Here is a 14,199-nt window from a genome sequence, read left to right as displayed (position 1 = left end):
GCTGTTCCCTTATCCCTCGATGCTCAACAGGTCGCTGGTCGCCACCTGCTTCTGCGCCTGGGCCTGGCCTTCGGCGCGGGCGATATAGCCCTTCGATTTTTCGACCTCTTCGCCAAGCAGCGTGACCGTCTGCTTCATGGAATCGAGCGCGCGAATCTTGAATTCGTCGACCTCGTCCATGGTGTCGTAGATGTTCTGGAAGGCGCGCTGCAGCGTCTCCAGCGGGATGGTGCTGGCGGCGGCCTGTTCGTGAATCTTGCCGGTCTGGTCGCGCAGCATGGTGCTGGTGCTGTCGATGATGCCGGCGGTCGTGTCGTTGAGTGCGGTGATCTGGCCGAGCACGAGGCGCTGGTTGGTCATTGCCTCGGCAACGGTGACTGCCGTGCGCAGAGCGCCCACGGTCGTGGTGCTGGCGCGGTCGACGCCCTTCACCAGCTCGACGTTGTTCTTCTTCACGAGGTCGAGGGCGAGATAGCCCTGCACGCTCACGGCCATCTGGGTGAGCAGATCCTGCGTACGCTGGCGGACATAGAATAGCGCGGTTTCGCGCACGGCCTTGGCCTTGGCCGGATCGGTCGCGTCGAGTTCGGCGGCCTTTTCCTCCAGCTTGCCGTCCAGCGTGTTGGAGATGTGGATCATCTGTTCCAGATTGCCCATCGCCTCCCACAGTTTCTGGCGTTCGACGTCGATCGCGGCATTGTCCATGATCAGCTCGTCCTTGCCGCTGGCAAGGTTCGAAAGGATCGACTGGATGTGCGTCTGCGCGCTCTGGTAGCTGCGGAAGTAGTTGGTCAGCTTGTTGCCGAAGGGAATGATGCCGAGGATCTTGCGCGTGCCCGAAAGCTTGCCGCGCTTGCCCGGATCGAGGTCTTCCACGACGCGGCGCAGTTCGGCGAGGTTCGCGCCGACGCCTTCGTCCTTGTCCATCGCGCGGACCGGACGGTCGAGGAAGCGGTTCGACATGCCTGCCGCCGCCATGATTTCCTTGCGGCCCATGTTGGTGAGCTGGTCGACCTTCTTGCCGAATTCCGGCGAATTGGCGTCCTGCGCGATCAGATCGTCGACGAAGCCGTCGACCTTGCTTTCCAGCTTGCTCTTCACCTCTTCGGAGACGGGGACGAGGCCGGCAGCCTTTTCGGGCGCAACGGCTGGTACCGGATCGGGCGGCGTCAGGTCGAATTCCGGCGGCGCCATCGTGGCGGTAGCGGCGGGCTTCGCAGCGGGCGTGGCAGCGGCTGCCTGGGGCTTTTCGTCACTCATGAATTTACGCAGACCTCCCGGAAGATTACTCTTCTCTGTATTAGGTCTCTATAACACGAGTTTCAAGGTGCCATCACGCGATGGCAGCTACAAACCCTCATGTTGACAGTAATAAGGCTTCAGGCGGCCAGTTCGAGCGGCTGGATTTCGCCCGACAGGTAAAGCCTTTTCGCCTTGGCGCGGCTGAGCTTGCCCGAACTGGTGCGCGGCAGCGTACGCGGCGGCACGAGTTCGACCACGCAGCTCATGCCGGTGACGCCGCGGACCTTGTCGGCGATCTGGTCGCGCAGCTTGATCCGTTCTTCGGGTTCCGAAACGCGGCAATGTACCAGCACGGCAGGAGCTTCTTCGCCATTATCGGTATCGACCGAGAAGGCGGCGATGTCGCCGTGGTTGAAGCCGGGCAGCTGCTCGACCGCCCATTCGATATCCTGCGGCCAGAGGTTCTTGCCGTTGATGATGATCATGTCCTTCGCGCGGCCCACGATGAACAGATAGCCATCGGCCTGATAGCCCATGTCGCCCGTGTCCAGCCAGCCGTCGACCAGGCATTCCTCGGTCGCTTCCTCGTTGCGGAAATAGGAGTGCATGACGCTGGTGCCGCGGCACCAGACCTTGCCGATCTGGTGGTCGGCCTTGGCCGCGCCCTTCTCGTCGCGGATCTCGACTTCCATGCCCGGCAGCGCCTTGCCGCAATTGACGATCGCCCGGTAGCGCGCTGGGCTGTTCAGATTGCGCGGACGGCCGGAGAGGCGTTCTTCCTCGACCAGTTCGACGCGTATACCTTCGCCCGGCGGCATGACGGTGACCGCCAGCGTCGCTTCGGCCAGGCCATAGCTCGGCGTAAAGGCGCTGGCCTTGAAGCCGGCCTCAGCAAAGGCGTTGACGAAGCTTTGCATCACGTCGGGGCGGATCATGTCGGCGCCATTGCCGGCAGTGCGCCAGCGCGACAGGTCGAAGCGCTCGTCCACATGGCTCTGGCTGGAGATGCGGCGCGCACAGATGTCATAGCCGAAGGTCGGCGAATAACTGAGCGTATTGCCCTTGTTCCGGCTGATCAGGTCGAGCCATGCCAGCGGGCGACGCGCGAAATGTTCGGTCTTGAGATAATCGACCGATGCCTGGTTCGCGATGGGCGAGAGCAGGCACCCGACGAGGCCCATGTCGTGATACCACGGCAGCCAGCTCACCACGCGGTCGTTTTCGCCAAGGTCCACGCCGGTCGAGTGGCCGAAGAGGTTGTGCAGCAGCGCCTCGTGCGTGACGGCGACACCGGTCGGGAAACGCGTCGAACCGCTGGAATACTGGAGGTAGCAAATGTCCTCCGGCTGCGCTTCGGGCAGGTCGCATTCTGGATCGGGGCGCTTCGCGAATTCCTGCCAGCTTTCCCCGTCGCAGCCCTGCCGGTCGGCAGCAGCCTTGGCCATTTCCGCGATTTCTTCGGGATAGATCAGGATATTGGGATCGCTGCTCTGCAGCTGGACTGAAAGCTGGTCGATATAACCTTCCTTGCCGCCGAAGCCGGTCGGCAGGGGCAGGGGAACCGGCCAGGCGCCGACATAGGTGCAGGCGCAGAACAGCGCGGCGAATTCGGGGCAGGTTTCCGCAACCAGCGCTACGCGGTCTTCCTTGCCGATGCCGTAAGCGGCCAGCTGGCGCGCGAATTTGAGCGCATCCTCGCGCATTTCGCTGAAGGGATAGGGGCGCACGAGGTCGCCGCGCATATCATGGAAATTGAGTCCCTTTTCGCTACGGGCAGCGTAATCCACCGCCTCGTTGAAGGTGGCGAAATCGGCCCTGCGCCGTGGCAGGTCGCAATCATTTGGCGTCGGCGTCAATGCGGCGTCGGTCATTGGTTTTCGCGATTCCCGTGAAATAACAGAGCCTTGCGGCATCCCTCATGATCCCTATGCGCCACGATCACTGCCGCAACGCTATATCGAGCTTTCCCATTCGGTAAGGACTGTGGCACGAATATGGCCGATGGTTGATCGTAACGCAACACAGCGCCGAACTCGTCGCAAGCCCAAGCCGCTCGACCGCACGCGACTGCGCGACCTGGCGCTGGCCTATGTGGCGCGCTTTGCGACCAGTGCGGGCAAGCTGGAAAGCTACCTCAAGCGCAAGCTGCGCGAACGTGGGTGGGAGGACGAAGGCGATCCCGGTATCGATGCTCTCGTCGCCGATTTCGCGGACAAGGGCTATGTCGACGATCGCGGGTACGGGAAAATGAAGGCGGGCGGCCTGCTGTCACGCGGATATGGCGCGCGGCGGGTCGACGAAACGCTTCGGGCGGCGGGTATCGACGAAGGACTGCGAAGCGAACTTGCGCCGGGCGAACGCGAAGCGCGCGAGGCGGCGCTCGCACTGGCCCGGCGCAGGCGTTTCGGGCCTTTCTCCACGCCTCCCGAAGACGAGACGGGCGAAATGCGTCATAAACGGAATGAAAAGCAGCTTGCAGCGATGGTTAGGGCGGGGCACACCTTCGCCCACGCTCAGGCCATCCTTTCCGCTGCCGACGAAGCGGCGCTGGAAGAATGGCTTGAAGAAGCCGATCTGTGGGATTGATGGAATGAAGTTCGAAATTGCTTTGCCGGTACTGCGCAGCGGCGCGATATGCCTTGCGCTTGCCATGGCCGCCTGTGCGCCTGCCGGGACCGCCGAGGAACCGGCCAGTGCCGCGTCTCAGCAGGCAGAGGCGGTGCACCCGATCTCGGGCTTGCAGGTCATCCCGGTTACCGTGCGCAGCGGCGACACGGTCCACACCTTCCGCACCGAACTCGCCCAGTCGCGCGAGGCGCAGGCGCAGGGGCTGATGTTCCGCACCGAACTGGCGGACGACGAGGCGATGATTTTCCCTAGCGAGCCGCAAACCGCGCGCAGCTTCTGGATGAAGAACACGCCGCTCCCGCTCGACATCATCTTCATCGGGACCGACGGACGCATCCTCAATATCGCCGCCATGACCGAGCCTTATTCGCTCGAATCGGTCTATTCGGTGGGCGTCACCAGCGGGGTGCTGGAGATTCGCGGCGGCCTTGCCGAAGAGCTTGGCATCGAGCCCGGCGACCTGGTCGAATGGTGAGGGCGAAATACACCACGCATGCGCTTGGCGCGCGCGCGGGAATCAGCTAGGCGCGCGAATTATGAATCCTCTCGCAAAGATCTTCACCTGGTGGAACGGTGCCACCATCGGCACAATGCTGTGGTCCTCGCGCAATGGCGAACACGTCGGCACCGACGCGCAGGGTAACAAGTATTACCGCTCCAAGAAAAAGGGCGAAGGCCAGCGCGAACGCCGCTGGGTGATCTACGAGGGCGCCAACGACGCCAGCCGCGTGCCTGCCGAATGGCATGGCTGGCTGCACGGATCGGGCGACGATGTGCCTGAAAGTTTCCTTCCCGCACCGCGCATCTGGGAAGCCGACTACACGCCGAACGCTACGGGCACCGGCAATGCCTATCGCCCGCAGGGCGCACTGGAGCGTGGTGGCAAGCGTGCGCGCGCAGTCGGCGATTACGAAGCCTGGTCTCCGGACGCCTGATAATGGCCCGCACCGGCCTGCTTCTTGGCGCTGCTCTGGTGCTTGGCGCCTGCTCGCAGGACCCGCCCGAGCCGGAAGCGGTCAGCACCGAAATTCCTGAAGAATTGCAGCGTGTCGAACTGCCCGAAGTCGCCGCTGCGGAAGCGGGGATAGGCACTCCGCTGGAAGAGCGCGTGGCAACCATCGGCCTGCTCAACAAACGCAACAATGAAACGCAGGACCTCGAAATGCGTCCGGGCGAACAGAAGCGCGTGGGCGATGTGATCATCAGCCTCGCTTCGTGCGAGCGGACCGCTCCGTGGGAAATGCCGCAGGAAACGGGCGCCTTCGTTCAGGTCCTTGTGCGCGAACGTGGCAGCCAGAACGAATTTAACCGCGTCTTCTCCGGCTGGCTGTTCAAGAATTCGCCCAGCCTCAACGTGGTCGAGCACCCGATCTATGACGTCTGGGTCAAGGGCTGCGCGATGGAGTTTCCGGGCGAGGAGTGAGCGTTCGCCGCAGCGATGCGCTGCGGGATCGAGCCTGCCGGCTCTCCGCGCGCTGCCCTCAGCAATTGCAGGTAATCCGATTGCGGCATGGCCACCGCGCCCAGTGAGGCGAGGTGGTCGGTCATGAACTGGCAGTCGAGCAGGCGGTAGCCTGCCTCCCGCATTGCGGCGACGAGCCACGCCAGCGCCACCTTGCTGGCATTGTCGGCGCGGCTGAACATGCTCTCCCCGCAAAACACACGATCGAAGGCGACGCCATAGAGCCCGCCCACGAGCTCGCCCTCGCGCCATACCTCTACCGAATGAGCGTGGCCGGCCTTGTGCAAGGCGATGTAGCTTTCCTCGATCTGGTGGCTGATCCAGCTTTCCGCATGTTCTTCGCGCGGTTCGGCGCAAGCCGCGATGATCGCGGCGAAGTCGGTATCGCAGGTAACGCGAAATCTGTTCTGGCGCAGGATCTTGCGCAGGCTGGACGACATGCGAAAGCCGTCCAGCGGGATCACGGCCCGCTCGCGCGGCTCGACCCAGTAGACTTCGCGATCATCCCGGTGATCGGCCATCGGGAATACGCCGCTGCGATAGGCATGCAGCAGCAGATCGACGGGAATCGTTTCTGGGACGGGGGCGTGCATGGTGCGCAGTTCCTAACAGTTTGCGCAGATATGCGATACGCATCTTGCCAGCGGGGCGCGTTGCGACTAATGCGCCGGCTCGGCTGCAGGGGTGTAGCTCAGCTGGTAGAGCATCGGTCTCCAAAACCGAGGGCCACGGGTTCGAATCCTGTCACCCCTGCCATTCCCTCCCGGGAAGGCCATTTCCTCTTCAATGGCTTGTCGATGATGTCTCCTCGCACTATCGCGCGGGTCATGACAGAAGAAGAAAAGCAAAAGCGCGATCTCGCCGATCGCAAATTCTATCCGGCACAGCAGGAAGCCCAGTTCGAAAAGAAGGGCCTCGAAAAGCACACGCCGCAGACCGAACATCCCTCCTACAAGCTGGCATTCCAGGACAAGGACTTCCTCCTGCGCGAGGAACTGCGCCCGGTTCGTTTCCAGCTCGAACTCCTCAAGCCCGAGATGATTCTCGACGAAGCCGGTGTCGGCTCGACGCTGGTCATGTACGGCAGCGCGCGCATTCCCCCTCCCGAAGCGGCGGAGGCGGCACTGGAAGGCGCCAAGGACCTGCCCGAAGACGAGCGCAAGGTCGTCGAAAGCCTCGTCGCCAAGAGCAAGTATTACGCCGAAGCCATGAAGCTGGCGAAGATGGCTACCGAAAAGTCGATCATCGAAGACGGCAAGCGCCAGTTCGTCGTGTGTTCGGGCGGCGGTCCCTCGATCATGGAAGCTGCCAATCGCGGCGCCAGCGAAGCGGGCGGTGAATCGATCGGCCTCAACATCATCCTGCCGCACGAGCAGGCTCCTAACTCCTATGTGACGCCCTACCTTTCGCTCAACTTCCATTATTTCGCCCTGCGCAAGATGCACTTCCTGCTGCGCGCGCGTGCGGTGGCGGTGTTCCCGGGCGGCTTCGGTACGTTCGACGAATTCTTCGAACTGCTGACGCTGATCCAGACTGGCAAGATGAAACCGATGCCGATCCTGCTGTTCGGCGAGGATTTCTGGAAGCGCGTCATCAATTTCGAGGCGATTGCCGAAGAAGGCACGATTTCGAAGAAGGACCTCGACCTGTTCCGCTGGTGCGAAACGGCCGAGGACGCCTGGCAGCACATCAGCAATTTCTACGGCCTCTAAGGCCTGCCAACCGGAAGGCTCAGCCCAGCTTGCGTACCGCCTGGTGCCCGAGCGGGCCTGAGCCTTCGCCGAATTCGGGCGCATTCTCGATCGCTGCGTAGACGAACCCGCGCGCCAGCCTGATCGCGTGGGTGGTCGGCTGGCCATAGGCGAGGAACGTCGCCAGCGCGGCCGACAGCGTGCAGCCGGTTCCGTGCGTATGGCGTGTGTCGATGCGATGATGGCCGAAGCTGGCGATCTTGCCGGTGGAGGAAACCGCGCGGTCGAGCACCTCGTCACCTTCGCCATGCCCGCCTTTTGCCAGCACTACGGTATCGTGCTTTTCCGCCAGTTCGCGCGCGGCATCGAAGACGTCTTCGTCCGCAATGCTCTCGCGTCCGGTCAACGCTCCCAGTTCGGGCAGGTTGGGAGTGACGATGGTGGCGATTTCCATCAGGGCTCCGAACGCGCCTATAGTGGCCTCGCTCGCCAGCTCGGAGCCGCTGGTCGCGACCATGACCGGGTCGAAGACGATCGGTCCGGCAAAAGTGTCCAGCCGTTCCGCCAGTTGCATTGCAATCTGCGGTGATCCCAGCATCCCGATCTTGATCGCATCGGCCCCGATGTCGCCAAGACAGCTCTCGACCTGGTCCATCACAAGTTCGGGGTGCATGACCTCGACACCCTGCACGCCGCGCGTGTTCTGGGCCGTGACCGCGGTGATCGCGCTCATCGCATAGCCGCCGAGCATGGTGATGGTCTTGATATCTGCCTGGATACCGGCACCGCCCGAACTGTCCGACCCGGCGATGGTTAGGATGCGGGGAGGGGCGCCGCTCATCCCTTGTGCTTTCGCACGGTGCTTGCGGGGTATTTCTCGAGCAGCTTTGCCGACCGTGTGGGCCGGTCCATCAACTCGCCTCCGCAATTGGGGCACAGATCGTCGAGTTCATCCGCGCATTCGGTGCAGAAGGTGCATTCGAAGCTGCAGATAAAGCTGCCTGGCTTGTCTGCCGGCGTATCCGCGCCGCAGCGCTCGCAATCGGGGCGCATCTCCAGCATCAGGCGGCATCCTTCACGGCATCGCAGATCCGGTCGACGACGCGTTCGACCTGCGCGGCATCATCACCTTCGGCCATGACCCGGATTACGGGTTCGGTGCCGGAAGGCCGGATTACGAGGCGTCCGGTCCCTTCGAGTTCCTTCTCCGCTTCCGCAATGACTGCTTTCACGCTCTCCGCCTCAAGCGGTTTGCCGCCCGAATAGCGTACATTCTTGAGAAGCTGGGGCACGGGGTCGAAGACGTGCAGCAACTCGCTGGCCGGCTTGCCCGATCGCACGAGGCTGGCAAGAACGCGCAGCGCTGCAACCGTGCCGTCGCCAGTGGTCGCGTGGTCGAGAAGGATCATGTGGCCGGACTGCTCGCCGCCGATATTGAAGCCGCCTTGCTTCATTTTCTCGAGGACATAGCGATCACCGACCTTGGCGCGCTCCAGCGTCAGGCCCTGGCCTTGCAGATAGCGCTCCAGGCCGAGATTGCTCATCACAGTAGCCACCACGCCGCCGCCCGTCAGGTCGCCGCGCGCATGAAGCCGGGATGCGATCAGACCCATGATCTGGTCCCCGTCCACCGCGCGTCCCTTCTCGTCGATCACGATCAGTCGGTCGGCATCGCCATCGAGCGCAATCCCGATATCGGCACCTTCCTCGACCACGCGGGCCTTGATCGCATCGAGCGAGGTCGAGCCGACATCGCGGTTGATATTGGTGCCATCCGGCTCGACGCCCATGGCGATGACATCCGCACCCAGTTCCCAGATCGCCGATGGCGCGACCTGATAGGCAGCCCCGTTGGCGCAATCGACCACGACTTTCAGCCCGTCGAAACGGATGTCGCTGGCCACCGATTGCTTGATCGCGTGGATATAGCGGCCGCGCGCGTCGTCGATCCGGCGAGCCCTGCCGATGCGGTCGGCCTGGACGAGCAGCGGCTCCTGCTCGAGCAGCAGTTCGATCGACGCTTCGGCCTCGTCGGAAAGCTTGAACCCGTCGGGGCCGAACAGCTTGATGCCATTGTCTTCGTACGGATTGTGGCTGGCCGAAATCATGACGCCGAGGTCGGCGCGCATTTCGCGGGTGAGCAGGGCGATGGCCGGAGTGGGGAGGGGGCCGGTCATGATCACGTCCATGCCCACGCTGGTGAACCCTGCCACCAGCGCGCTTTCCATCATGTAGCCGGACAGCCGCGTATCCTTGCCGATGACGACCCGGTGCCGGTGACCGCCGCGCAGGAAGTGCGTTCCCGCGGCCTGGCCGACCCGCATGGCAGTGGCGGCGGTCATCACACCCTCGTTCGTGCGTCCGCGAATGCCGTCGGTGCCGAAGAATTTGCGTGACATTTCTCTATGCGCTCCCTTGTCTGTGACCGCCTCTTGGCCGTGATTGATGCGGAATAAAAGCCATGGCGCCATTTTTCCAAGCCGCTATGCAACCTCGTGCCTGCCCATGCGTTGTCAGGGCAAACCGAAAGTTCAACACGAATACCGAAAAGGGGATCCATTCATGGCATTTCAGCTGATCGACCTGCCTTACGACGACACCGCGCTGGAGCCGGCCGTGTCCGCCAAGACGCTGTCCTACCACCACGGCAAGCATCATCAGGCCTATATCGACAAGACCAATGCCGCGATCGAAGGCACCGATCTTGCGGACAAGAGCCTTGAAGAAGTCATCGCCGCAGCGCGTGACAGCAACCAGGGCCTGTTCAACAATTCCGCACAGAGCTGGAACCACGGTTTTTACTGGCACTCGATGGCTCCGTCGGAAACGTCGATTTCCGATGAGCTCAAGAGCATGATCGAAGCGTCCTTCGGTTCGGTCGACGAACTCAAGTCCAAGCTCAAGGATCGCGGCGCAGGTCACTTCGCCAGCGGCTGGGTCTGGCTCGCCGAAAAGAACGGCAAGCTGTCCATCGAAGAAACCCATGACGGCGACACGCTCGCCGATCACGAGGGCGTAAACCCGCTGCTCGTCATCGACCTGTGGGAGCACGCCTATTACCTCGACCACCAGAATGCGCGTCCGGCCTATCTCGACGCGGTCAGCGGCAAGCTGAACTGGAGCTTCGCCCACGACAACCTGTCGCGCGGCTCCACCTGGACCTACCCCTCGTAAGTCCGGCAAGATACAGGGAAGGCCCGCTGCACTCCGGTGCGGCGGGCTTTTTCGTGTCAGGTAGAGGGTTGCTCGTCGCTCTCGTCGTTGAAGACGCTGGCGGTGAACAGGGGCTCGCCGAAGATGAAGCCGACCAAGTTCGGCCTGCCGATATGGTCGAACAAGGCGGTCAGCATCAGCAGGATCGGCACTGAAAGCAACGCCCCGAACGCGCCCCAGATCCAGGTGAAATAGGACAGGGCGATCAGGATCATGACCGGGTTCATGGTGAACCGCGCGCCGAGGATGGAGGGCGTGATGGCATTGGCCTCGATCGTGTGGAGACCAAGATAGGCGAGGGCAGGGACAAGGCCCAGCAGGACCGTGTCCGCCGTCCCGATCCCGAATAGCGCGAGCAGGCCGACCATCAGCGTCGGGCCGATATAGGGCAGGAAGTTGAGAATGGCGGCAAGTCCGCCCCACATGATCGGGGCATCGACGCCGAGCGCCCATGCGCCAAGCGCCACGATCACGCCGACCAGCGCGTTGATCCAGCCGACAGTGAGAATGTAAGCGGCCACCCGGTCCTGCACTTCGCGCAGCACACGCGCCGCCTTGATGCTGGTCCCGAAGCTCGTCCTCCCGAACAGCAGTTTCTGGCGCAGCCGAATGCGCGATTCGATCATGAAGAACGCCATGAGGAGGGTCAGGATCACCTCGATCACCACCGTCGGCGTGGCGAAGGCGATCTCTTCGAGGAAGCTGGGCGTAGCGAGGACGACTTCGCGCGGCTGTCCTTCGCGGGTCATCAGGTCGGCCAGCTGGTCATTGACCTGGGCGACCCACGAAAAACGCTCCTGCAATTCTCCGAAGCGTTCGCCGACACGTTGCACCAGTGCCGGCAATTCGTCGAAAAGCGTGATTGCAGGCTGCAGGATCAGTGCGAGCGCGAGGAGCAGGATCGCAAAGAAGACCAGCAGCGAAACCAGCGAGGCGAGCGCATTGGGCAGACCCCAGCCATTGAGCTTGTCCGCCAGCGGAGACAGGATGACAGTCAGGATCACCGCGGTGACCACGGGTAGGAAAACGATCGCCCCGATCGACAGAACGAAGGGCAGGGCGAGGAACAGGCCCACGCCAAGCAACAGCACCAGGGCCGAAATCAGCCGCAGTTCCTGCTGCGCGAACGCGTTGCGCTGACCCGGCCGGCGAACCGGGGGCGGCGTTGGCGGTGCAGGCTCTTGGTCGGTCATGTCTGGCCTATGTGCCGTGCAGCGGTCGGCGGGACAAGCGCGGTACTACCCGTCAGTTGCGTGACGCCATGCCCTGGCCGGCGGCGACTTCGTCGAGCTCTTCCAGGATTGCGCGATGGGCGGTGTCGTCGTCGATCGAGCGCTTTGGGATCGATCCGTCTGCGAGCATCGAGTTGAGCGTTGCACGCGCACGGCCGACACGGCTCTTGATGGTGCCGACGGCGCAGCCGCAGATATTCGCTGCCTCTTCGTAGGAGAAGCCGCCCGCGCCGACGAGCAGCAGGGCTTCGCGCCGCTCCGGCGGCAGCGTCAGCAGGGCACGGTGCATGTCCGAAAGGTGGATCGGCTCCTCCTGTCCCGCAGGTGCGGTCAGCACGCGCTCGGCAACCGTCTCGTCGTATTCGCCGCGGAAGCGATTGCGGCGCATGTCGGTCAGATAGGCATTGCGCAGGATCACGAAGGTCCACGCCCGCATGCTTGTGCCGGGCTGGAAGCGTTCCTGCGCAGCCCAAGCCTTGAGCAGCGTTTCCTGCACCAGATCGTCGGCCATATCGGCACGGCCGCAAAGGCCGCGCGCAAAGGCGCGAAGGTGCGGGACGACCTCGGTCAATTCGCGTTTGAAGTCGGCTTTTTCGGAAGCCGTCCGCTTCTCACTTCCCATCAGTCCTTCGAGTCCAATTTCGACAGGAGGTCCTTGAATGTATCAGGAAGCGGCTCGTCCACAACGGAGTCGTAAAGCTGGCGCAAGCCATTGGCCCACTCGGGCTGGCTTTCCTTCTTACTTGTCGACGTCCGGTCGTTACCCTTGGGCAGCTTTCCTTCGGAAGGTGCAGGAGAAGTCATCTTGCTAAAAATACGTCCTTGTCCTCGCGACGGGAGTGCCCGGTAGGTTCGGCCATGTCGCTGGTTACAATCCCTCTAGTGCACCCGTAACGTCGCAGGAGGAATCGGGTTCCACACCGGACGATATAAATATGCCACCCCGGCCAATCGTCCGGAACCAACCCTTTCCCGAAGGATATTAGGGGGCAGACCGCAATACGAGACGGGGCTTAGAGGTGGTTGAGGACAAACTCATGCGCAAGAAGGTGCGCCAGCGCTGGCTGGTCGACTACCCGCGCGCCGTGCCTCTCGCCATTTTCGCTCTCGTTGCCGCAGTCACAGCGCTAAGTGTGTTCGCGATCGAAAGCGGACAGCGCATTCGCGAAGAGGCCGACCTGAACCGGAAAGCACAGGCAATGGCCTTTGCGATCGAACGGCGGGGCTACTCCAACTCCGCATTCCTCAGGGCAGCAGGCGCCCTGTTCGGTTCGCAGGAGCAGGTCAACGCGGAGACTTTCAGGCAGTTCGTGGCCGAACTCAGGCTCGATTCCGATTATCGCGGCGCTGAGGGGATTGGCTGGGCTCCGGCAATCGGAGCCGGGGAAATAGCAGCAACCGAAGCCATACTGAACGAAGGCAAGCTGTATTCGGTCAGGATCACGCCAAGCGCCATCAGTGAACCGCGAGAGCAGCTGGTCCCGGTCATGTTCCTGCAGCCCGATACCTTGCGCAACAGGCGGGCAATCGGTTTCGACATGTATTCCGAACCGGTACGCCGCAAGGCGCTGGACGAGGCGACGCGGACCGGGCGGCCGACGGCTACCGGGCGCGTAACCCTCATGCAGGAGGGCGGTGAAGAGCGGCCGGGCTTCCTCATCTACATGCCGGTTTTCGAGGGCGGTATCAGTAACCGCAGCCTGAAAGGCTTCGTCTACAGCCCTTTCAACGCGGAGCAGTTTCTGACCTCGGCTGCAGAACTGGTGTCGATCGAGGAAACGCCGATCAGATTGTTCGACGTAGGCGACGAGGGCCGGTTCCTTATCGCGGAGCGCGAGGGCTGGGTCGCCGATCGCCCGTTCGTCGAGCGCGAAGTCGACCTCGCAGGGCGGGAAATGCGGGTCGTCGTCCAGGCAGTCCGCGACAATACGCTGTCGCCGCTTTCGATGATCACCCTGCTGTTCGGTCTAGCCGTCGCCAGCCTGCTGCTGATCGTCGCGCGTCTCCTGACCCAGCAGGCGCAGGAAGACAGCAAGTCTCTTGAATGGTTTGCCGAACAGAATTCGATCCGCAATTCGCTGACGCGTGAGCTTAATCACCGCGTGAAAAATACCCTCGCCAATGTGCTCTCCATCGTTTCGCTGACGCGCCGCCGGGCAGACGATCTGGATGAATTTGCCGAAGGGATCGACCAGAGAATCCGGGCTTTGTCGGCTACGCACGACCTGCTCACCCAGTCCGAATGGGGGACCACTCCGATCCGGTCGGTGATCGAGGTAGAGCTTGCCCCCTATGCCAACGACCAGGATCACGAGCTGGTGATCGAGGGTCCGGAAGTCGAGCTTGCGCCCAATGATGCGCTCTCGCTCGGCCTGGCGCTTCACGAGTTGGCGACCAATGCCGCCAAGTATGGCGCGCTGAGTACGAGCGGTGGGAAGGTCGCGATTGTCTGGACGCTCATCAGCGAGAACCTTGCCAGGATAGACTGGTCCGAAAGTGGCGGGCCGCGCGTCACCGAGCCGACCAAGCGCGGCTTCGGCACGGACCTGATCGAGAAGATCGTCGCACACGAATTGCGCCACCCGGTGGAACTGGATTTCCTGCCGACGGGCGTGCGCTGCAAATTGCTGGTGCCGGTCCGCGAGCCGAGCGAGTTCGCGCTGCGGAGCCCGCCCGTCCAACTCGAAAAGGAATAGGTTCGACCAGCGGTCCTGCCGCCGGTGGTCCTTGC

16 protein-coding genes and 1 tRNA gene are annotated in these 14,199 nt (G+C 62.7%); 8 read left to right on the top strand and 9 right to left on the bottom strand.

Annotation, left to right across the window (positions count from 1 at the left end; genetic code table 11):
* Positions 1–9: 9 nt before the first annotated feature.
* On the bottom strand, positions 10–1,260 hold the full coding sequence (locus tag BM173_RS00435) for a toxic anion resistance protein (RefSeq protein WP_425438788.1): 1,251 nt from the start codon (positions 1,258–1,260) through the stop codon (positions 10–12).
* Between the two features lie 119 nt (positions 1,261–1,379).
* Positions 1,380–3,113, bottom strand: coding sequence for a fatty acyl-AMP ligase (locus BM173_RS00430; RefSeq protein WP_090476304.1), 1,734 nt, complete (start codon positions 3,111–3,113; stop codon positions 1,380–1,382).
* Between the two features lie 130 nt (positions 3,114–3,243).
* On the opposite strand from BM173_RS00430, the gene BM173_RS00425 reads away from it, so the two are divergent.
* From BM173_RS00425 to BM173_RS00410, 4 genes are all read left to right on the top strand, one after another.
* Positions 3,244–3,828, top strand: a complete 585-nt coding sequence (locus BM173_RS00425) for a regulatory protein RecX (RefSeq protein ID WP_090476302.1) — start codon at positions 3,244–3,246, stop codon at positions 3,826–3,828.
* 4 nt (positions 3,829–3,832) lie between these two features.
* A complete protein-coding gene (locus tag BM173_RS00420) occupies positions 3,833–4,345 on the top strand; it encodes a DUF192 domain-containing protein (RefSeq protein WP_090476300.1) in 513 nt (170 codons plus the stop codon).
* 61 nt (positions 4,346–4,406) lie between these two features.
* Positions 4,407–4,805 carry an NADH:ubiquinone oxidoreductase subunit NDUFA12 gene (locus BM173_RS00415; RefSeq protein ID WP_090476298.1) on the top strand — a complete coding sequence of 133 codons (399 nt, stop codon included), beginning with the start codon at positions 4,407–4,409 and terminating at the stop codon, positions 4,803–4,805.
* Positions 4,806–4,807: 2 nt separating this feature from the next.
* Complete coding sequence (locus BM173_RS00410) at positions 4,808–5,293, top strand: DUF2155 domain-containing protein (RefSeq protein ID WP_090476296.1); 486 nt, start codon at positions 4,808–4,810, stop codon at positions 5,291–5,293.
* On the opposite strand, the gene aat is transcribed toward BM173_RS00410, so the two are convergent.
* Positions 5,242–5,925, bottom strand: a complete 684-nt coding sequence (aat, locus tag BM173_RS00405; RefSeq protein ID WP_090476293.1) for a leucyl/phenylalanyl-tRNA--protein transferase — start codon at positions 5,923–5,925, stop codon at positions 5,242–5,244. The genes BM173_RS00410 and aat overlap by 52 nt on opposite strands.
* Positions 5,926–6,012: 87 nt before the next feature.
* Here aat and BM173_RS00400 point away from each other — a divergent pair.
* A tRNA-Trp gene (locus tag BM173_RS00400) sits at positions 6,013–6,088 on the top strand.
* 71 nt (positions 6,089–6,159) lie between these two features.
* Positions 6,160–7,044, top strand: coding sequence for an LOG family protein (locus BM173_RS00395; RefSeq protein ID WP_177201763.1), 885 nt, complete (start codon positions 6,160–6,162; stop codon positions 7,042–7,044).
* A gap of 19 nt (positions 7,045–7,063) precedes the next feature.
* Here BM173_RS00395 and thiD read toward each other — a convergent pair whose 3' ends face one another.
* The 3 genes from thiD to glmM are packed head-to-tail and all read right to left on the bottom strand — an operon-like array spanning position 7,064 to position 9,422.
* Positions 7,064–7,864: a bifunctional hydroxymethylpyrimidine kinase/phosphomethylpyrimidine kinase gene (thiD, locus tag BM173_RS00390; RefSeq protein WP_090476289.1), complete on the bottom strand. Its 801-nt coding sequence runs from the start codon at positions 7,862–7,864 to the stop codon at positions 7,064–7,066.
* The gene (locus BM173_RS00385) at positions 7,861–8,085 is read right to left on the bottom strand and encodes a DUF1272 domain-containing protein (RefSeq protein ID WP_090476287.1); all 225 of its coding nucleotides are present in this window, start codon (positions 8,083–8,085) and stop codon (positions 7,861–7,863) included. Before BM173_RS00385 ends, thiD begins: the two co-directional genes overlap by 4 nt.
* Complete coding sequence (gene glmM, locus BM173_RS00380) at positions 8,085–9,422, bottom strand: phosphoglucosamine mutase (RefSeq protein WP_090478252.1); 1,338 nt, start codon at positions 9,420–9,422, stop codon at positions 8,085–8,087. The genes BM173_RS00385 and glmM overlap by 1 nt, the downstream gene beginning before the upstream one ends.
* A gap of 163 nt (positions 9,423–9,585) precedes the next feature.
* Here glmM and BM173_RS00375 point away from each other — a divergent pair, with 163 nt between their 5' ends.
* Complete coding sequence (locus tag BM173_RS00375; RefSeq protein ID WP_090476284.1) at positions 9,586–10,197, top strand: superoxide dismutase; 612 nt, start codon at positions 9,586–9,588, stop codon at positions 10,195–10,197.
* Positions 10,198–10,253: 56 nt separating this feature from the next.
* On the opposite strand, the gene BM173_RS00370 is transcribed toward BM173_RS00375, so the two are convergent.
* From BM173_RS00370 to BM173_RS00360, 3 genes are read right to left on the bottom strand one after another with little or no spacing between them, the layout of a single operon-like run.
* Positions 10,254–11,429, bottom strand: a complete 1,176-nt coding sequence (locus tag BM173_RS00370; RefSeq protein WP_090476283.1) for an AI-2E family transporter — start codon at positions 11,427–11,429, stop codon at positions 10,254–10,256.
* A 52-nt stretch (positions 11,430–11,481) separates the two neighbouring features.
* Entirely contained in the window at positions 11,482–12,090 is a 609-nt protein-coding gene (locus tag BM173_RS00365) for a sigma-70 family RNA polymerase sigma factor (RefSeq protein WP_090476281.1), read from the bottom strand.
* Positions 12,090–12,272 (bottom strand): NepR family anti-sigma factor, encoded by a 183-nt coding sequence (locus tag BM173_RS00360; RefSeq protein ID WP_090476279.1) that lies wholly within the window; start codon positions 12,270–12,272, stop codon positions 12,090–12,092. Before BM173_RS00360 ends, BM173_RS00365 begins: the two co-directional genes overlap by 1 nt.
* A 215-nt stretch (positions 12,273–12,487) precedes the next feature.
* On the opposite strand from BM173_RS00360, the gene BM173_RS00355 reads away from it, so the two are divergent.
* Positions 12,488–14,164: a CHASE domain-containing protein gene (locus BM173_RS00355; RefSeq protein WP_281247515.1), complete on the top strand. Its 1,677-nt coding sequence runs from the start codon at positions 12,488–12,490 to the stop codon at positions 14,162–14,164.
* Positions 14,165–14,199: the final 35 nt, after the last annotated feature.

It is taken from the genome of Qipengyuania nanhaisediminis (assembly GCF_900115585.1).
Lineage (GTDB): Bacteria > Pseudomonadota > Alphaproteobacteria > Sphingomonadales > Sphingomonadaceae > Qipengyuania > Qipengyuania nanhaisediminis.
The sequence above is the reverse complement of the archived record's forward strand: the minus strand, read 5'-3'. Positions and strand labels throughout refer to the sequence as shown.